This is a genomic window from Curvivirga aplysinae, assembly GCF_009711445.1.
GTDB classification, from domain to species: domain Bacteria; phylum Pseudomonadota; class Alphaproteobacteria; order UBA8366; family Aestuariispiraceae; genus Curvivirga; species Curvivirga aplysinae.
On the sequence record NZ_SMMC01000151.1, the window covers coordinates 1 to 19,935 of the forward strand.

The following is a 19,935-nucleotide window of genomic DNA, read 5'->3' on the forward strand; positions in this document are numbered from 1 at the left end:
CAATATATAGATGTTTCACGTGAAACATTACCTTTAGAAATAATAGGGTATTACTTGTTCTTTAGAAACACTTGAAATTCGCCTCTAATTCACGTATATGATAGTCGCTAAGCGGGCTTGATCCAATATTGTATCGCCCCTTTAAATTAGAGATTATTACCCCTCAATCAATGAAGTGAGCCCAGTTTATGAAACAGTGGGATGTAATTGTTGTGGGCGGAGGTCATGCCGGTTGTGAAGCCGCTGCCGCATCTGCAAGAGCAGGTGCAAAGACTCTTCTGTTGACCCACAAAATTGAAAAGCTAGGAGAGATGTCTTGTAACCCTGCCATCGGTGGATTGGGCAAAGGTCATCTGGTGCGTGAGATTGATGCTATGGATGGTATCATGGGTCGATGCATTGATCAGGCGGGTATTCAATATCGCATGTTGAATCAAAGTAAAGGACCTGCTGTTCGTGGTCCCCGTGCCCAAGCAGATCGCAAGCTTTATAAAAAAGCGATGCAAGCGATTTTAGCAGATCAAGAAAATCTAGATATTGTTGCGGCGGCTGTTGATGATATTAAACTGAATGAGGATGGTGTCGTTTCAGGTGTCTTAACCGAAGATGGTGAAACATATCTATGTGGTCAGGTGGTCCTAACCACAGGCACATTCCTGTCTGGCCTGATTCATCTTGGAAATAAAAAAATCCCAGCTGGTCGTGTTGGGGATGACCCTTCTTATGGTCTTTCAAAAACGCTTGATCGTTTTGGGTTTAATCTTGGTCGATTGAAAACAGGTACCCCTGCCCGTCTGGATGCACGTACAATTGATTACAGTGATCTACAAGAACAACCAGGTGATGAAGATTTAAGACCTTTTTCTGATCTAACAGAGAAAGTAGAAGTGCCACAAATTTCCTGTCATATCACTTATACAACGCCAGAGAGTCATAAGATCATTCGTGATAATTTGGATCAATCGGCGATGTATTCAGGACAGATTGAAGGTGTGGGTCCACGTTATTGCCCATCCATTGAAGATAAGATTGTACGTTTTGCTGACAAAGACCGTCATCAGATTTTCTTGGAACCAGAAGGATTGGATGATCATACGGTTTATCCAAATGGTATTTCTACTTCCATGCCGGAAGACGTACAAAAGGCATTCCTGCGTTCTATTCCCGGATTGGAAAATGTAGAAATTCTTCAATATGGTTACGCCATTGAATATGATTATGTAGACCCGCGTGAATTGAAAGCAACGCTGGAAACACAGAAAATTTCTGGCCTATATTTAGCAGGTCAAATCAACGGCACCACTGGATATGAAGAAGCAGCGGCACAAGGTCTGATGGCAGGCTTAAATGCTGCCCTCACCGTGCAAGATAATGAAGCTTTGATCCTGGATCGTGCGGATGCATATATAGGTGTGATGATCGATGATCTGATCACTCGTGGGACTAATGAGCCTTATCGTATGTTCACCTCCCGTGCGGAATATCGTCTACGTCTTCGCGCAGATAATGCCGATCAACGTTTAACAGATATCGCCATCGATGCGGGTTGTGTGGATGATCTTCGTAAAGAAAAATGGCTTAAGAAAAAAGAGGCTCTCACCTCTGCACGTGAAATGGCACGTGATCTGAAAGCCAGCCCAAATGCGTTAAAGAAAAAAGGCTTTAAGGTAAATGAAGATGGCGTAATGCGATCTGTTCATGATCTTCTTTCTTTACCGGATATGACCATAGAACGTCTTACAGTTATGTGGCCAGAGCTTGAAAATATCGAAGCAGATATTGTGGAGCAATTGGAAATAGATGGTCGTTATTCTGGATATCTTGAAAGACAGGATGCAGATATTAAAGCCTTCCGTAAGGATGAAGGATTGCATCTACCGACGGATCTCGATTATGCCAAAGTGGGTAGCCTGTCAAATGAGATGCAACAGAAACTGACAGAACATCGTCCACAAACTTTGGGCGCTGCGGCGCGTATCCCAGGAGTTACACCTGCGGCTTTGGTTGCTCTGCTTCGTTATGTTAAACGTCAAAAGGCTGAAGCAGCTTAATATATTCTACTTTGATATTTCTTTTGAAGGGGCAAGACTAAACTGATAGTCTTGCCCTTCTTCTTTGAGATATCTCCTCCAGAAAAATAACAGGATTTTCAAATGTCATTCACCGCAGAAGACTTCCAGAAGGAACTTAATGTTTCACGTGAAACAATGGAGAAATTGAAACAGTATGATGAACTGCTTCAAAAATGGCAGAAGAAAATCAATCTTGTTGGCCCAGCTACGATGCCGGATCGATGGCGTCGTCATTTCTTAGATTCTGCACAGCTCCTTCCTCTTATTCCAGAATATGCAAAAATTCATGTGGATATGGGAAGTGGGGCAGGATTTCCGGGTTTGGTTCTTGCAATTATGACAGGAATGGAGGTTCATTTAATTGAATCTGATCTTAGAAAATGCCTTTTCATGCGCGAAGTTGTCCGTGTGACAGGTGCAAATGTCACGGTTCATAATAAAAGAATAGAAAAAATTACAGATATTAAGGCAGATGTGATTTCTGCGCGTGCGCTTGCAAGTCTTTCAAAACTCTTAGATTACGCAAATTCCTTTCTTAAAAAAGATACATTATGTGTCTTCCCTAAAGGAAAACGGTTTGAAGAAGAATTGACCGAACTAAAATATGTATGGTATATAAAAGAACATCGAGTAACCAGCGTAACAGACGATGAGGGTGTCGTCCTGGTGATAAGGGGTATTGAAGATGTTCGCGAAACTGCCAGAACAAGTGACTCAGCCTAACGGGGATGGAACTGCACGTATCCTCGCCATAGCCAACCAAAAAGGTGGGGTAGGAAAAACAACGACCGCTATTAATCTAGCAACTGCGATGGCTGCGGTCGGAAATAAAGTTCTTATTATTGATATTGATGCGCAGGGAAATGCCAGTACAGGTCTTGGCATTCTACCAGAAGAGCGCAAAGTGACGTCCTATGATATTTTAATGGGTCAGATAGATGTGCAATCTGCGATCCATGAAACCGAAATTCCAAACCTACATGTGATCCCAAGTACAGTGGATTTATCAGGGGCGGAAATCGAACTGATTGAAGAAGATCGTCGCGAGTTCCGTCTTAGAGATGGTTTGCGCAATGTGGCGACGGAATATGACTATATTTTAGTTGATTGTCCCCCTGCCCTTGGTCTTTTAACACTGAATGCATTATGTGCCGCCAACGCGGTCTTAGTGCCGTTACAATGTGAGTTCTATGCGCTTGAAGGCCTAAGCCATCTGATCAAGACAATTGAACGTGTGAAGCGTGCTTTTAATCCGGGTCTGGATATCGAAGGCGTTATCCTCACCATGCATGATCAACGTAACAATCTGTCAGAAATGGTAGAAGCTGACGTAAGAGATCACTTTGGTGAGAAAGTATATAATACTGTAATTCCAAGAAATGTTCGCGTTTCAGAAGCACCGTCTCATGGTAAGCCTGTCATTCTTTATGATGTTAATTGCCGTGGGTCCCAAGCCTATATTCATTTGGCAGGTGAAGTTTTAAAACGTGAAGGAAGGGCTGTTTAATGATAGCTGCAAAAAAATCAAATTTAGGACGCGGCCTATCCGCGTTATTGGGTGATGAAACTGCATTTGAAGAAACTCTACCGGCAGAGGTAGAGCGTGCCTCTAAACCTGTACCCGTTGAGTTTCTAAAACCAAATCCAGATCAACCACGTAAGCGTTTCGAAGATGGTGCCATAGACTCTTTGGTAAAATCTATTGAAGAAAAAGGTATTCTTCAGCCGATTTTAGTGCGTCGTCATCCACAGGAAACAAATTCTTATGAAATTGTGGCTGGTGAGCGTCGTTGGCGTGCGGCTCAGCGGGCAAAATTACATGAAGTCCCTGTCATTATTAAAGATTTAAGTGATGCAGATACACTGGAATTTGCACTTATTGAGAATATTCATCGTGAAGACCTTACCCCGCTTGAAGAGGCAGAGGGTTATCAACGTCTTATGGATGAATTTGGTCATACACAGGAAGCTTTATCGAAGACTGTAAGTAAAAGTCGTAGTCACATTGCCAATACTTTACGTCTTTTAAATCTATCTGACGAAATCAAGAGTATGATTGATGATGGATTATTATCTGCGGGTCATGGCCGTTGTCTGGTCGGTGTGGCAAATGCAGAGGAAATAGCACATATCGTGATTGAGAAAGGTTTGAATGTCCGTCAAACCGAACAATTGGTAAAGCAAGGTAAGACAGCATCTGCTGATCCGATGAAAAAAATCAAGAAGCAATTAACACGTGATCCAAATGTGTCTGCTTTGGAAGACAGTTTAACTAATAATCTTGGCATGAAAGTAAAGATCGCAACAAAATCCGAAGAAACGGGTAAATTAACCATCGAATACGATAATCTAGATCAGCTAGATGAGGTGATTTCTCGCCTTTCTTCTACAGGGTTAGATTTACCGACAGAAGGAAATGTAGTGGAGATGTAAGTCTCTATAAAAAGAATATCTCCAAGATAGATCGCCGTTTTGGCTTGATGTTAGATGAAGATTAACGTCTTCTTTGACGTCTGGCCAGAGCGGCGATTTGTTGTAAGGCTCTGCCTGTAATTATTTCCGGAGGTAAACCTGTTCGTTTACAATCTTTTTCAGCATTTAAAAGGATTGTTAAAACCTGAGCTGTAGGAATCTTACCCCAAAATCGGCATTGCGCTGTAAATTTGTCTTTGATTTTCCAGAAAATTGGTGGACGTAAAGAACCTACAGCCTCATCAACTCTTGATCCGATTTCCATTTTGGCTTGGACCTGCTGAATTTTGAGCATATGACCTGTCATTGAGCGGATAAGAGCAACTGGGCTTAAACCATCATCCCATAACTTATTAAGTACTAAATCTAATTGCTTAGCATCCCCTTCTGCAGTTGCTTGAACGGCCATATCAAGAGAAAAAGCAGATGTATCTCCGATGGCTTCTGTCACATCATCAAGATCAAGACGCTTATCCTCACCTGCATATAAAACAAGTTTTTCCAGCTCTGACCGGGTCATCCCGCGGCTACTTCCCATATTTTCGGTAAGATAGGCAACAGCATCTGTTGTGATATTAACCTGATTATCCTTCATATGATCGCGGATAACCGCATCAAGGGAACGATTATCATCTGCATAACAGGCAATTGCAGCACCAAAATCTTTTGATTTTTCAAACGCCTGACGTAATTTGGAAGATTTAGCTAAATCACCCCCCGCAACAACGATTAATGCATCCCCAGGCGGGTTTTCAAGGAATTCTACAAAGGTCTTAGCATGACTATCTGCGACATCCCGTATACGGACCACACGACGGCCGCCCATCATAGAAATAGCTGCCGCTTCATCGCTTAAACGAGCTGGGTCGGATTTTAAGATATCTCCATCCAAATCTGCAATCAAGAAAGGGTCTGATACGTCCTCAACGACTGTTTTTGTAAGTATGTCGAAACGCTCTTTAACAAGTCCTTCATCTGGACCAAATACAAGTATACAACGTATCTTTGGATCGGGTGATTTTAAAAAAGCCGCTGTTTTTCCTGTAGCAATAAGCAATTTATTTGCCTTTATTGATCCTGGGTTTGTCTTCGTTTAATAAGTGCTGCGATACGGATTTTAGCATCCTCTGCGATTTCTTCTAGATTACGTCGGACTGCATCATTTTCAGCAACACTTGTGGAATATGCATTATCTGATTCATTGTAACCTGTTGTACGACTAACAGAAAACTCAGCTGTATTTTCTTTATGAGTTAATGTGAACTTTACATTAACCGTAGAATTTTTGCGTGTTGTTGTATCATCCGCCTGAACACCTAGTGAACTTGAAGAGATAGATATACTAGATCTCAATTTAAATTCAGCATCGGATGGATTTCCATAGGGGTTCATGATGTCGTTGAGCCGATTATATAGGATCTGCCCAGTACGTTCCCCTATAGGGTAAATCTGAACTTTTTGGATAACATTATTATCCGATGATTGTTTTTTTGCATAAAGCGGCTGAAAACCGCATGCAGTGAGCAAGCTGATTAAACATAAAACAATGATTTTATTCATTTTAAGCAACGATATTCACAATTCTATTTGGGACAACAATCACCTTTTTAGGTGTTTTTCCTTCTAAAGCACGCTGAACATTATCCTGAGCAAGAGCAGCTTCTTCAACCAATGAGTTTTCCGCATCTTTTGCTACATCAATTTTTGCACGCATCTTTCCATTCACTTGAATTGCAATGGTAACAGATTCATCTACCAGCATAGATTTTTCTGCTTCTGGCCAAGCAACATCTGTAAGATCGTCTTTATGACCTAATGCATGCCATAACTCTGCAGTTAAATGCGGGGTCATTGGGCTCAATAATTTTACCAAGGTTTCAAAACCAATACGACGTAAGTATTGTGCAGCCTCATCATCACCTTTTACGGCTTCCAACCCATTTGATAATTCACGAATACGGGCAACGGCCTTGTTGAAATGTAGGCGTTCAAGATCAAGACCCAAGGCATCCACGGTTTTATGAACCATCCGCAATAGATCAAGATTTTTGCCGCTCATTTCGGGCTGAGAAGCTCCTACAGGCGCAATAGGGCCTTTTGGTGAGGTGATCATACGCCAAACACGGTTAATGTATTTCCAGGCACCCTCAACGCCGCTTTCTGTCCATTCCAAATCACGATCCGGTGGGCTATCAGATAACATAAATAAACGGGCTGTATCCGCACCATATGTTTCCACAATATCCTCTGGATCCACCACATTCTTTTTGGATTTGGACATCTTTATAGAACGCCCTACCGTTACAGGTGCACCTGTTTTCACATGAGTTGCGGACCCAGCATCTTTTTCTACATCAGCGGGGAAAAGCCACTTTCCATCCGAATCTTGGTAAGTCTCGTGACAAATCATACCTTGTGTAAATAATCCATCAAATGGTTCGGCAACATCAAGATATCCACATTTCTGTAATGCACGGGTAAAGAAACGAGAATAAAGTAAGTGAAGAACTGCATGTTCTACGCCGCCCACATATTGATCAACAGGCAACCAATAATTTGCTAAATCCTTATCAAATGCTTTTTCTTCATTATGGGCATCGCAGTAGCGGGCAAAATACCAGCTACTTTCAAAGAATGTATCAAATGTATCTGTTTCGCGTTGCGCATCTTTACCACATTTAGGGCAAGAACAGTTTTTCCAGGTTGGATGATGATCCAAAGGATTTCCCGGTTGGTCAAAAGATACATCTTCTGGCAATTTGACAGGTAAATCTGATGCAGGAACAGGTACAATACCGCAATCATCACAATGGATCATCGGTACAGGGCAACCCCAATAACGCTGGCGAGATACGCCCCAGTCACGTAAACGATAATTAATCGTCCCCTCACCGGCTTTGATGGTTTCAAGTTTACTAATAGCTGCTTCTTTCGCAGCATCAACTTCCATACCATTCAAGAAGTCAGAATTATATATTGTACCGGAATCTGTATAAGCTTCGTTTTCAACAGAAAATTCTGCTGGATCAGCGCCTTCGGGAAGAACTACAGGAATCACATCTAAATCATATTTACGTGCAAAATCTAGATCTCGTTGATCATGCGCAGGACAGGCAAAAATCGCACCTGTGCCATATTCCATCAGCACAAAATTCGCGACGAATATTTTTAGTGTCTTACCTTCAATAAAAGGATGTTTTACTTCTAAGCCTGTATCAAAACCAAGCTTATCAGCCTTTTCTATCTCTTCTTCAGAAGTACCCATTCGGGAACATTCAGCCACAAAAGCTTGTAGGTCTGGATTATCTTTTGCTAATTCCTCAGAAATAGGATGATTTGCAGCAATTGCACAGAAAGATGCACCATATAATGTATCTGGGCGGGTTGTATAAACCTCAAGTTTTTCTTCGCGTCCGATGATATCGAAATGAACACGGGCGCCGGATGATTTACCAATCCAGTTATTCTGCATCAAGCGAACTTTATCTGGCCAACGATCAAGTCCCTCAATACCTTCAAGAAGCTCATCAGCAAATTCAGTAATTTTTAGGAACCATTGGTTCAATCGGCGACGTTCTACAGGGGCGCCAGAACGCCAACCTTTACCATCAACAACCTGTTCATTGGCAAGGACTGTGTTTTCGACAGGATCCCAATTCACCCAACTTTCTTTACGATAAGCTAATCCTGCCTCTACAAAATCAAGGAACATTTTCTGTTCATGTTTAAAATAATCCGGCTCACAAGTGGTGACCTCTCGGTCCCAATCAAGTGACAAACCAAGTTTACCTAGTTGTTCCCGCATGGAAGCAACATTGCTTGTCGTCCATTTGGCTGGATGAACATTATTTTCGATCGCGGCATTTTCTGCCGGCAAACCAAAAGCATCCCAACCCATAGGATGCAAGACATTAAACCCTTTTGCACGTTTAAAACGGGCAACCACATCACCTAGAGTATAATTTCGTACATGCCCCATATGGATACGGCCAGAGGGATAGGGAAACATTTCCAAGACATAATATTTAGGCTTGCTACGATCAACTTGAGCTTGGAACGATTGTTGTTTTTCCCAATTTTCCTGCCATTTGGCTTCGATATCACGGAAATTATACAAGGTGGATTCTGCGGACATTTTTAATCTTTATTCTGAATAGAGTTCTGGCGATAACTTAAATTTTTTAAGTAGTTTTATTCTTGATTTTCCAGGGCCGCAACACGCATCTGGCGGGCGCGAGCCAAAATAGAATCTTCAATTTTCAAGGCAAATTCTTTTGAAACAGTAACAGTTTCCCATTGACCGGCTGCATTCTTAACTTCTTTGAAGGCAGATACACGCAAACCATCAGAACGTAGTTCTTGGGAAAGAATATATACGTTTAACTTAAATCGCTCATTCAGCTTTTCAGCTGGGCTATACCAATCAGTAATAATAACACCACCAAACGGATCTACCTGATTTAGTGGCATGAAGGAAATTGTATCAAGTGAGGCACGCCAGATAAAAGCATTTACTGCTACGCCGCCTATTGAAGATTCATCGCTGCTTGAACCACCAAAAGAAAATCCTTCTTCCCCTAACAATTTTCCATTTCTTTGGCGACGATCCCACTCTCTATCTGTTTCGGAAGGAACACTTGGTTGGCCACCAGAACAGGAGGCTACGAAAATAGCAAGAGTAGCTAATACAAGGAAGCGACTAATTTTTAGCATAATTCAAACCCGAAAAAATTAACTAATTATGAAAAGAGTGTGTGCATATTATACCAAAACAAAGGGGAATCAACCGAAGTTGATTCCCCATTTGTATTTAGACTATATCTTCTAAAGAATTAGAAGGATAGACGTGTACCGATGATAACTGCTGTAGAGTCTTCTTCGCCAGAAGATGTTGCGTCGGAACCATCGTCGGATTCAGCGAACTGAACACCTGCATATGCAGATAGACCTTCAGCAACTGTGTATTCAACGTCCAAAGACAAGTTGTCATATTCGTCTGTTGTACCAGCACCGTCGTCTAGTTCTGTTGCAGCGTAACCAACGGAAACAGCTGTTGCACCGAAGGAGTAAGCAACACCTAATGTGAAGCCATCACCAGCGTCAGCAGTAGAAGACTTAGCAACTAGAGAGTCACCATTGTCGAAGTAAGATGCACCAATGGAGAAACCAGCGATACCAACTGTTGTACCAACTTCCCAAGCACGAACGTCTTCGTTTGTGTCAACTTGAGCGTCAGCCATTTTGTACTGACCAGCAGCTGTAACAGATGCACCAGCAAATTCACCAGAGTAAGAAACCATCAACTCATAGTGGTTGTCGAAATCAGACTTAGCTGTGGAAGAAGTAATCTCGCCTGTGGTTGTGTTTGCTGTTTCTGTTGTGGAGCCAGAGATAGAGCTATCTGGTGTCCAAGAGAAACCAGCAGAGAAGCCACCGAAATCAGGTGTGTAGTAAGATACTTTAGCAGCATCGGATGTACCTACAACAGAACCACCATCAGGAGCAGGAGCGCCACCTTTAAGTTGGCTATTGGAACGACCAGCTAGGTATGTACCTGTCCAACCGAAGGAACCAACCAGTACAGAACCACCTTGTGGTACGTTGTCGTCACCAACACCGTCGTCGTTACCAAGAACAACTTTACCGAAAGAACCTTTTAAGTCGATCCAGATTTCGTCAAGGTTAGAACCAGAACCGCCAGAACCACCAGAGTTAGCTGGACGCCAGTCAATACGACCACCATATGCCAAACCGTTGTCAGCTTCTGCATCGATGTCCCAGATCAAAGCTGTCATGAATGGCAAGTAACCCAATTTGTCGGTACGGTTGTCAGATGTGTCGTTTGTTTCAGCAATGTACTGAATGTCGATACCACCGGACAAAGATACTGTTGGAGCTTCTGCAGCGGAAGCAGAAGCAGCTACAGCAGAACCTGCAACCAATGCAGATGTAGCTAAAAGAATTTTACGCATAGTAAATACCTCCAAGTTGTCTGAAAGAATGCTCAGACAAAGTTTAACTGTGAAAACAAAACTGTTTCCGCATTCTGTATACTCATAGGAAGCTTTAAGGTGCAATGACTTATTAAGTTAAATTCGCGCTTTTGAAATTGTTGTGGCATTTTTGCAACAAGCATATTCTAGAAATAATTTGTAACAAATTCAATCAACTGCCAAGGAGAGGTGAAAGATAGTCTTTATAGTTTAGATACCGTTCTGCTGAACTGGAATAGACTTTGTTGCGCGCCTGATGCAAGCTGGCAGTCTTGATTTGTCTTTTATTCTTATAGAATTCCAAACAGGCTGGATCCCAATCTAGACCGATATGAGAAATAATCAATTTTGCTTGATTTTCTGTATCCGTAACAAGGTTTTCATAGTCGACTGTTAATATACGATCTCCAAAAAGACTTTGCCAAAAGTCCATTAGTTCATCCAGAATATCAAACATAAAATTGATGTCATCTAAATCATTATCAAATAAGAATTGATTAGCAAAACTTTGTTGATAGATGGAAAGCCCGCTGGCTGCACGGTTACGTTTTGCAAAAATAAATTTTGCTTTTGGTAAAATCGCCGCAAGCAGACCTATATACATAAAGTTCCCAATCGACTTTTCGACGATTTTCTTCGCAGTCTTATTTTCAATAAGGTCTTCTGAATTTTTCATAAATGTCTTTGAAAGCTGAATTTTATCTTCCTCTGAGCGCGCCATAAAATGGGCTGGCCATTCTATAGATGGTGGGAATTTGATCAGTTTACCTGCAACTTCAGCTTTTAATTTGTCGAGATTTTCTGACTCACCTATGCCATCACATTCTGGATGGGCTGCAAGAATTTGTTCCATAAGTGTGGTACCACTTCGAGGTAAAGCAGCAATAAAGACCATTCTATCATCTTGATAGTCAGCACTATCTAAAAGTTGATCCCAATTATTAAAATCTTTTAAGTACTCGACATATTTTTTGAAATGATTTTTGTCAAACGTCATCCCATAAAATTCATTTTCAGCTTTCTTTTTATCATTGGCTAGTTTTAAGGCCTTGAAAGCAGTACTGAATTCATTTTGACTTTCCATGATAGAACTCAATCCAAATAAGCTTCCATGATCCAGATTTGAGAGTTTTGTATCATCAAGAACCAGAGATTTAGAAAATTCCAGAGCTTTATTGAGGTTATCACCAAATATTTCTTCTTGTGCTTTTAGTTGAAAGGAAGCGCTTAAAGCGTCTATATTTGTTGGGTCTATTCGCACCATTTCTTTGAGATGTTCTTTGGCTTTTTCAATGTCGCCTTCTTGTGAGTAAATATTGTATAAAGAAAAATGTGCTCGAAAATGGTCTGGATCTTTTTCAAGGACTTTTTTGTTTAACGTGGTAGCAGGCTCTAACAATGTACGACTTTCATAGAAGCTCGCCAAGATAGATTGTATTTCGATATCGTCGGGATTTTTACTAGCCGCAATCATCAATATTTTTTGAGCTCTATTATAATTTTCTTTCTTCACATATATTGTTGAGAGGATATCTGCGATTTCGATGTCGGCAGGATTCATAGTGAATGCTATATCAAGAAGCTCCGCTGATTTATCCGTATCACCCATTGCGAAGTATAATTGACCTAAATTATTGATATGGGAATACTCTTTTGGGGCTCTTGAATGGGCTAGTGTCAGAAGTTCAAGAGCTTTCTCATGCTCTCCCATACGGAAATAAACCGCACCTAAGCCACCTTGATTAATATGACCGTTACGATCCTTGCTTATACCGATTGAGAAATTCTTTTGAGCAAGGGAATAGTTCTTTTTCTCATTATATAAAGACCCCAGAAGATAAGTTACATGAATATCATCTGGATGCTTTTTTGCCACGGATTTAGCCTGTTTCAAGGAAGCGTCGATTTTCCCTTCATTACGCAAATTATATGCTTTCATGAGGATCTTTTGTGCTTGAGGGCTTAAAGCAGACATAGGTATTTTTCTCTTAGGCTGGTTTATTATACTTGTTGAATAACGCGCATGTTTTGCAGGTTTTGCAATGTTTGATCAAGTGCATCAATGCCGCTTTCTGCGAATATTTCTGTGAATTCATTGCGATCAAATTCATTCTTAGAAATGACCCATTTGATTTGGTCCACTAGGTTTGGAGGTATAGGTACGCCTTGGTTTTGTTTGTTAACCAGAGCCACCTTGCCCTGAGCCATTGTGATAGAAAAATCTGCAGACGTGGTTTTGAAGCGAATTTTCTTTGGCTTAAGTGGTAATTCATAACTGCTACGTTCATAGTGAAAATCTTGAATGCGCTGATAAGTGGCATCAACAAATTTTTCGCTATGTAGCATCTTATTAATGTGGTCGGCCATTTCTGACAGATGAGCCTTTAACGCATCACGACCTTCAGATAGCCGAGGTGCGTTTATTCTGAATAATGGGTCATGGATCATGGCGCTACCTAAAGTTTCAATAACATCAAGTCCAATATAACCTGTTAAACCAAAGGCAATATGGATACAACCATCTGAAGAGGACAATGCGTCGTGATATAAACCGCGAGGAACATATAAAAAATCACCAGGTTTCATGGTGATCTCGATATATGAATCTCCGCGCTCTTTTTGCTGACGCTCATCAGGTTTTATATAATCGGGATGGCGGATAGGAAGATTTTCCATCTTACTGAAAATACGCCAAACCTTTTCACCTTCCATATGCATTGCAAACACGTCATGTGTATCATAATGGCTACCAAAAGCCTGACGTTGTTTGGAAGAGCAGTATAAATTTGCTTGGGATTTGCCATTAACAGCTTTCTCAAGCGCATTACAGATGCCCATCAGACCAGGGTTTAGAGTATCAATGTCATTACAAACCAAAGTAGCCCCATTGGAAATATGCTGCTTCACCATATTTGGGTCTGGTTGCATAACATTATTTCCGGAATGATCGATGCCCGGGCGACAATATTCATTCGCCGGAATAACTTTGCGATCTACCGCAAGCATTAATGAGCTTGAAGACCATATCGAATGCATATTTAGGAGGTTTGATAAAATTTCCCAGGTCATCGCTTTTTCATACTTATTTGCAGCGCCTGGAATATGTAAATGTTTTTTCCCGAAATAGTCTCTGAAAAACTCTTCTTCCGTTATTGGAGAAATAATATCTGCAAAACTACAATCATAACTTAAAGGTTTCGCGGCTTTGGATTTCTTACTCATGGCTTTCTTTCCGGTAGATGTGAACATTCACAGATGGATTTGATACTATGCCTGTCATGACTTGAAAACAGTTCTTTGACTATGAGTCATGTCAAATAGTATGAATTTTGCTGTTTTTTGATCTTGTTCGAAAATTGCTGCAAGGGTATCCATGTAAAAATACGAATATTTCCTTATTGGAGTTAAATGAATGCTGTCCGAAAATTTACAAGTGGTGAAAACAAATATTGTGAAAGCTTTGGAAGAAGCCCCTCGTAAAGACAAAAATGTAACACTTGTTGCTGTTGGCAAAACCTATGATGCCGATGTTATGAGACAAGCTTTAACAGCTGGACAACGCGTATTTGGTGAAAACCGTGTGCAAGAAGCAGCTGGAAAATGGCCAGAATTGGTTGAGGAATATTCTGATATTGAACTTCACCTAATTGGTCCTCTTCAAACGAATAAGGTAAAGCAGGCGCTTGAGCTCTTCGATGTCTTTCAAACGATTGATCGTCTGAAATTAGCAAAATCATTGGCGAAAGAACTGGAAAAAACGCCAAAGGATATTAGATGTTTTATTCAAGTAAATACAGGCAATGAACCGCAAAAGGCCGGTATACTTCCTGACGAAGCAGATGATTTTATTAAAACCTGCAGAGAAGATTTAAATCTGCCGATTGTTGGATTGATGTGTATCCCACCAGTGGATGAGGAAGCAGGACTGCATTTTGCGTATTTGAAAAAGATTGCGGATCGCAATGGATTAAATGAATTAAGTATGGGTATGAGCGGCGATTATGAAGCTGCAATTGGGTTTGGTGCGACTCATGTGCGTGTTGGCTCCGCTATTTTTGGCAAACGAGAATATGCGTAACCAATATATCTGTAAAAGAAAAGCGCCACTTGGGGAGGTAACTCAAGCGGCGCTTCATATCTCTGGATTAAACTTTTCTTAGAAAGAAAGGCTTGTACCAATCACGACGGCCTGCCCTTCTTCAGAAGTGCCTGTGGAGCCGTCGTTTGATTCAGTAAGTTGAACACCAACATAGGCAGCCAAGCCTTCTGCAACAGTGTATTCCACGTCAAAGTGAAGGTTGTCATATTCATCAGTTGTACCTGTTGCATCATCTACTTCTGTTGCAAGGTAACCAACGGATACCGCAGTTGCACCAAAGCTGTATCCTACAGCCATGTTATAGCCCTCGCCTGCGGAAGCAGAAGAACCGGAAGCTACCAATGAATCGCCATCATCGAAGTAACCCGTACCGATGGTAAAGCCCGCAACAGCGACGGTTGCACCAACTTCAAAAGATTCAACATCTTCAACATTGCGAGTTGCAGCGTCTGCTGTGTAATAACCAGCACCAAGATCTAGCCCGATACCATTAAACTCACCAGAATATGCAGCAATCAATTCATAATGATTGTCATAACTTGTGCTATCAGTTGTTGTCGATGTTACGGCTCCAGTTGTTAAGTTGGCTGAAGTAGTTGTAGAAGTTACAGAACTATCCGGTGTAAAGGAGAAACCAGCAGAGAATCCTGCAAATGCCGGTGTGAAGTATGAAATTTTTGCTTCATCACCGGTGTTAAATTGGGATTCAACAGCTAATGCAGCACTACCAACTTGATGGTTCTCACCACCAACGAAGCCGCCATCATAAGCGTAAGAACCAACCAATGGATCAGTACCGCCTGGCAATACATCACTCACACCGTCATCATTACCCAGAACAACTTTACCGAAAGAGCCTGATAAATCGATCCAGATTTCATCAAGGGAATCTGACGTTGGGCGCCAGTCAATACGACCACCATAAGCCAAACCATTGTCAGCTTCTGCATCAATATCCCAAATTAGTTGGGTATTGGCATCTTCATAACCTAGATTATCGGTACCACCGTTACCGTCTGTATCAGAAGACTCAGACGCATACTGGATATCAATAGCACCGGATACGGAAACTTTTGGTGCTTCTGCTGCTTGTGCAGAAAGAGCGAATACAGAAGCAGAAACAGCTGTTGTAGCCATTAAAATTTTGCGCATGTTTAAACACCTTATATGCAATTAAGTATTAATCTCATAGTATTTATACTTCTATCTTTGGGAGAAAAATGAAGCTTTTTAAAAGACGGAAGTATTGAAACTTGGGTAAAAACCCCGTCCAACCTTTATGTCGGACAAAAGCCATATAGGCAGGATTTTCAAGGCTTTCAATAGAAGAAATAAGAAAAAAATATTACAAAACGATAGTCTATAAATTATCTGTATCAGTTCGATATATAGACAAGGTTCGACTGGTCAAAATTTGATCTCAATGGCGTCGCCGGGCTGTGCAATAGATAAAACATGCTCAAGGTGATCCCGTCGTAAAGCGATACAGCCTGCTGTGCCTTCATAGTTATCACGTGCAATATGCATGAAAATGGCACTTCCTTCATATGGAACAGCCGGATCGAGATTGTGATCTAATACTACCACAATGTCATATATATTATCTTTACGAAAAAGTTCCTCATGGGAGGCTTTAAAAGGTAATTTTACCTGTTGATTGTATAAAGGGTGTTCAGGCTCATCACACCAACCATCATTTTTCTGAATTTCCTGAATGGGAAAATTGCAGACAGGTTTGGGACCTTTATCGGCCCGATATAAAACGCGCAGGATTTTCCAGACACCAATAGGGCTTGCATTATCCCCTTCTCTTTTATCTTTGATAAGTCCGTTTTTACCTAAGGCACATGGAAATATTTGATCATAATCAGGAATAGAGAACCCGTTGGGGGAAGCTGTAAAAATCATAAAACCTCGTGGTAACTAAGAAAATACTTAGTTACCATTTAACAAAGCATCATATTTTTGCAAGGCTTCCATCATTGCATTGGAAATATCTACCGCTTGCTCTGAAGGCGCGGCTTGTCCCATTGTTTGTGCATTTTGATAGGCTGCCATTTGAGCTGCTTGAGGTTCTGATCTATTCGCTGAGCTTGTCATTGACTGTGGGCGTGTTGCGTCTGTTTCAGGTTGAGAGCTCGCTTCTTCTTGTATTTGTAAAATTGTATGATGTTTGTTTAATTGTTTTATATGATCTAACTGGCGACGAACATCTTTTGAAAGAGGCTTAAATGTTACCTCTTGGTTTAGAGACGCAACTTGGTTCATCTCAATATTTTTAGGAGTTGTTTTGGTAATAGCTTCTGGGTTGTTTAATATTGCGCCGGGCATATGGGTCATTGAAAGGCCGCCAGCGGCTTGAGGAATAGAGCTAAGTTTTTCGGCTAAATCACCTGTTGCGGCCTCAACATGCTTATCTGTTGAGATTGATCTATGTGCGGGATGGGCTTTTTTTCCTGCGATTTCTGCCTCATTCATGGGAATGGAGGTGACTTGCTGAGGGGCAGAGTTAATAGCTGAAGAACTTGATTGAATATTATCCGATATATTCTGTAGCGGTGAGGTTGTTGTATCGGATTGTGCGACATTTTGGTTAGCAGAACGTGTGTCGTCAGAAAATAAAGCAAAAAAATGTTCGCCAACATCTTTGCCAGATTCTTCGTCAATAATTGAATTTACGACACTGGTTGCAAATCCGACTACACCACCAAATAGTGTGCCACCTGCGATACGGGACGGCGTACTAATATCATCCCCTGTAATTTCACGATAAACCGCGCCAATGCCCGGAATATGTTGAAGTGGATTAATAATATCAAGAATATCTAAAGGTCCAAGAGGGTCTTCAGACTTAACATCTTTGGTGAGAGCGAGGTGATCCCTATCTTCTGGATGGCCGGTACCAGAGGATTCATATGGATTCACAGAATGTGGTGTTCTTAGGTCGTCTTTTTTAACACCCAATGATGCCACTTGAGAGGCCTGTTTCGGCTTCGATGGTATATTTGATAGTGAAAAAAACTCAGCGCCGCTTTGGGACGAAGAACCACTTTCACTGGTTGGGGTCGTCATGGACCATGGGGCAAAGCCCGTATCCACTATGGACGTAATTGTACTCATATTCTCTCTCCTCGCCCTGATATAAGCAAGCACCGTGCCAGTTTGAGAAGGAAAATTTTATACTTCTATATTAAAAAAGGATGAAGTGACTGAAACCTTGCTATATTTTAAAAAAACAATACATATGAGTCTAAGACGCTAATTTGAATCTTGAGCCTCGAACTTGGAATAATATATTGGATAGGGTTGAACATATGAATGTAGGGAAGAAAATTCTGCTTGTTGACGATGATGATGCATTACGTAGTTCTTTGGCAGAACAATTACGCTTACACGAAGAATTTCAAACTGTAGAAGCCAATAATGCGACTGAAGGTATCGAATTGGCACAGGCCGATCATTATGATGCAATTTTATTAGATGTAGAGATGCCTGATATGGATGGCCGTGATGCCTGCAGATTGATGCGTCGAAATGGTGTGACATCACCAATTATCATGTTAACCGGGCATACATCGGATTCAGACGAGATTTTGGGATTGGATTCCGGGGCAAATGATTATCTTGCGAAACCATTCCGCGTCAATGTGTTGCTTGCAAGACTTCGCTCGCAATTGCGTCAGCATGAACAATCTGAAGATGCTGTTTTTAATATTGGTCCCTATATTTTCAAACCGTCATCAAAACAATTGATTGATGAAGTAAAAGATCAGAAAATCAGATTGACGGAAAAAGAAACAGCAATCCTCAAATATCTCTATCGCTGTGGCGATAAGGTAATTGATCGTGATACCTTGCTAGGCGAAGTATGGGGATATAATGCTGGTGTCACGACCCACACGCTTGAGACACATGTTTATCGTCTAAGACAAAAGATTGAACCAGATCCATCTAAGGCCTCAATTCTGGTGACTGAACCGGGTGGATATAAGCTGGTTCCATAAGATATAATATTAATGAAGGGCCTTACGTTGTTAAGGCCTTTACTTTTTGCATCAAAATAAAACTTACAAATGCAGAAATCAGACAGGCAATAATAATTGTAATCCCAAGTGAGTCCCATTTGGTTTCGGTAAATTGTAAGGCTATAGCAATGATTAGGGGGCCGGAAAACACCCCCACATTTCTGCCAGACATCACCCATCCAAAAGCTTTGGTCCCTGATTGTTGGCCTAGCACCAAACTTGGCATTCGATAGAGGCAGCTTGGCGTAACCCCCGCTAATGACCCATAAATCACCAGTAACATAAACTGAATGAGCAAATCTTCACTGGTGAAGGTATAGAGGATTAAATAGGCGGATAATCCCTGCCCTAAAATAGCGGCAGTTAACAGATGTGTTGCCCCGAAAATACGCATCAATGGTGCAGCTAATACATTAAACAAACCAAGAAATGCCATGGGGGCAATAAATATTAAGGCGGCCTGCTCCTGCCGATAATCCAAATCTTCTATTAAGTAGCTAGGTAGCCAGCTCATAAAGGCAATGTTTTGACAAGACCAAAAAGCAAAGGTTAACGCGGTGAGAATGACAGAGATGCGATGGGGCTGGCTATCCCATAAGGATGTCATATGACCATTTTTATCTGGAGCTGACTTATGCTGGCGGGTCAGAGATACATGATTTTTTTGATAGAATATGGTGAGCAAAATAAGGAACAGGCTCATTCCAATTGATACAATCCAGTTCAATTGCCATTGATGATCTAAAATACCAAGATATTTATCTGGCCAAAGGGCAAGTAAGCTTGCCAGTATCACCCCAAGCGGTATCCATAATGCGCCGATAGATGCAGCCAGCCCTTGTTGGTCCGGACGCATAAACCGGAAAATAACTGCTGGACCAGCGATAGATAGGCCGCAAGCTCCAATACCTTCCATTGCGCGGGCTATAAACATTGCAATATCACTTTGCGGTAAGAATAAGCCTAATATCGCACCCAAAAGAGATAAGATCAGAATGTTTCGAATAAAAGAAGCCACCTCCTTATCATGCATATGGTTGCCCATCCATCGCGCCAAGATCAATCCCGCGACAGCGTAAATGGACATAAAGCTACCAGATAATAGAGGGCTATAGGAAAATTCTATCGCCATTTCCGATAATACGGGCGCCATCTTAAATTGGTGATAGGCTGCTAGTTTAGATAACCCTAACCCATAAAGAACGCCTGCCCAATTTGGCAAAGAAGATGGGTCAGTATTTGCCATGGTCGTTCCTAAATATGATGGATAAACA

Annotated in this window: 17 protein-coding genes; 6 read left to right on the plus strand and 11 right to left on the minus strand. The window is 41.3% G+C overall.

Going from position 1 to position 19,935, the window contains the following annotated elements; genetic code table 11:
* Nucleotides 1-188: 188 nt before the first annotated feature.
* The 4 genes from mnmG (at nucleotide 189) to E1160_RS05875 (ending at nucleotide 4,505) form a co-directional block, all read left to right on the plus strand.
* A complete protein-coding gene (gene mnmG / locus E1160_RS05860; RefSeq protein ID WP_155154075.1) occupies nucleotides 189-2,051 on the plus strand; it encodes a tRNA uridine-5-carboxymethylaminomethyl(34) synthesis enzyme MnmG in 1,863 nt (620 codons plus the stop codon).
* Nucleotides 2,052-2,153: 102 nt separating this feature from the next.
* On the plus strand, nucleotides 2,154-2,795 hold the full coding sequence (gene rsmG, locus E1160_RS05865) for a 16S rRNA (guanine(527)-N(7))-methyltransferase RsmG (RefSeq protein ID WP_155154076.1): 642 nt from the start codon (nucleotides 2,154-2,156) through the stop codon (nucleotides 2,793-2,795).
* Nucleotides 2,758-3,579, plus strand: coding sequence for a ParA family protein (locus E1160_RS05870; RefSeq protein WP_155154077.1), 822 nt, complete (start codon nucleotides 2,758-2,760; stop codon nucleotides 3,577-3,579). The genes rsmG and E1160_RS05870 overlap by 38 nt, the downstream gene beginning before the upstream one ends.
* Complete coding sequence (locus E1160_RS05875; RefSeq protein ID WP_155154078.1) at nucleotides 3,579-4,505, plus strand: ParB/RepB/Spo0J family partition protein; 927 nt, start codon at nucleotides 3,579-3,581, stop codon at nucleotides 4,503-4,505. Before E1160_RS05870 ends, E1160_RS05875 begins: the two co-directional genes overlap by 1 nt.
* 61 nt (nucleotides 4,506-4,566) lie before the next feature.
* Here the strand turns inward: E1160_RS05875 and holA are convergent, their stop codons facing one another.
* From holA to E1160_RS05910, 7 genes are all read right to left on the minus strand, one after another.
* Complete coding sequence (gene holA, locus E1160_RS05880; protein WP_155154079.1) at nucleotides 4,567-5,601, minus strand: DNA polymerase III subunit delta; 1,035 nt, start codon at nucleotides 5,599-5,601, stop codon at nucleotides 4,567-4,569.
* Nucleotides 5,602-5,612: 11 nt separating this feature from the next.
* Nucleotides 5,613-6,104, minus strand: coding sequence for an LPS assembly lipoprotein LptE (lptE, locus tag E1160_RS05885; protein ID WP_155154080.1), 492 nt, complete (start codon nucleotides 6,102-6,104; stop codon nucleotides 5,613-5,615).
* Nucleotide 6,105: 1 nt separating this feature from the next.
* Complete coding sequence (gene leuS / locus E1160_RS05890; RefSeq protein WP_155154081.1) at nucleotides 6,106-8,679, minus strand: leucine--tRNA ligase; 2,574 nt, start codon at nucleotides 8,677-8,679, stop codon at nucleotides 6,106-6,108.
* Between the two features lie 56 nt (nucleotides 8,680-8,735).
* Entirely contained in the window at nucleotides 8,736-9,257 is a 522-nt protein-coding gene (locus E1160_RS05895; RefSeq protein ID WP_155154082.1) for a DUF3576 domain-containing protein, read from the minus strand.
* A 119-nt stretch (nucleotides 9,258-9,376) separates the two neighbouring features.
* On the minus strand, nucleotides 9,377-10,516 hold the full coding sequence (locus tag E1160_RS05900) for a porin (protein ID WP_155154083.1): 1,140 nt from the start codon (nucleotides 10,514-10,516) through the stop codon (nucleotides 9,377-9,379).
* A gap of 193 nt (nucleotides 10,517-10,709) precedes the next feature.
* Nucleotides 10,710-12,413 carry a sulfotransferase gene (locus tag E1160_RS05905; protein ID WP_218048735.1) on the minus strand — a complete coding sequence of 568 codons (1,704 nt, stop codon included), beginning with the start codon at nucleotides 12,411-12,413 and terminating at the stop codon, nucleotides 10,710-10,712.
* 125 nt (nucleotides 12,414-12,538) lie between these two features.
* Nucleotides 12,539-13,759, minus strand: coding sequence for a cupin domain-containing protein (locus E1160_RS05910; RefSeq protein ID WP_218048736.1), 1,221 nt, complete (start codon nucleotides 13,757-13,759; stop codon nucleotides 12,539-12,541).
* A 190-nt stretch (nucleotides 13,760-13,949) separates the two neighbouring features.
* Between E1160_RS05910 and E1160_RS05915 the strand changes: the two genes are divergently transcribed.
* Nucleotides 13,950-14,615: a YggS family pyridoxal phosphate-dependent enzyme gene (locus E1160_RS05915; protein WP_155154086.1), complete on the plus strand. Its 666-nt coding sequence runs from the start codon at nucleotides 13,950-13,952 to the stop codon at nucleotides 14,613-14,615.
* A gap of 78 nt (nucleotides 14,616-14,693) precedes the next feature.
* Here E1160_RS05915 and E1160_RS05920 read toward each other — a convergent pair whose 3' ends face one another.
* The 3 genes from E1160_RS05920 to E1160_RS05930 all read right to left on the minus strand — a co-directional run bounded on the left by E1160_RS05920 (nucleotide 14,694) and on the right by E1160_RS05930 (nucleotide 17,756).
* Entirely contained in the window at nucleotides 14,694-15,788 is a 1,095-nt protein-coding gene (locus E1160_RS05920) for a porin (RefSeq protein WP_155154087.1), read from the minus strand.
* A 255-nt stretch (nucleotides 15,789-16,043) separates the two neighbouring features.
* Entirely contained in the window at nucleotides 16,044-16,544 is a 501-nt protein-coding gene (locus E1160_RS05925) for a L,D-transpeptidase family protein (RefSeq protein WP_155154088.1), read from the minus strand.
* Between the two features lie 27 nt (nucleotides 16,545-16,571).
* On the minus strand, nucleotides 16,572-17,756 hold the full coding sequence (locus tag E1160_RS05930; protein WP_155154089.1) for a hypothetical protein: 1,185 nt from the start codon (nucleotides 17,754-17,756) through the stop codon (nucleotides 16,572-16,574).
* Between the two features lie 194 nt (nucleotides 17,757-17,950).
* Between E1160_RS05930 and E1160_RS05935 the strand changes: the two genes are divergently transcribed.
* A complete protein-coding gene (locus tag E1160_RS05935; RefSeq protein WP_155154090.1) occupies nucleotides 17,951-18,640 on the plus strand; it encodes a response regulator transcription factor in 690 nt (229 codons plus the stop codon).
* Nucleotides 18,641-18,662: 22 nt separating this feature from the next.
* On the opposite strand, the gene E1160_RS05940 is transcribed toward E1160_RS05935, so the two are convergent.
* The coding region (locus tag E1160_RS05940; protein ID WP_218048737.1) for an MFS transporter at nucleotides 18,663-19,935 on the minus strand (1,273 nt) is incomplete at its 5' end.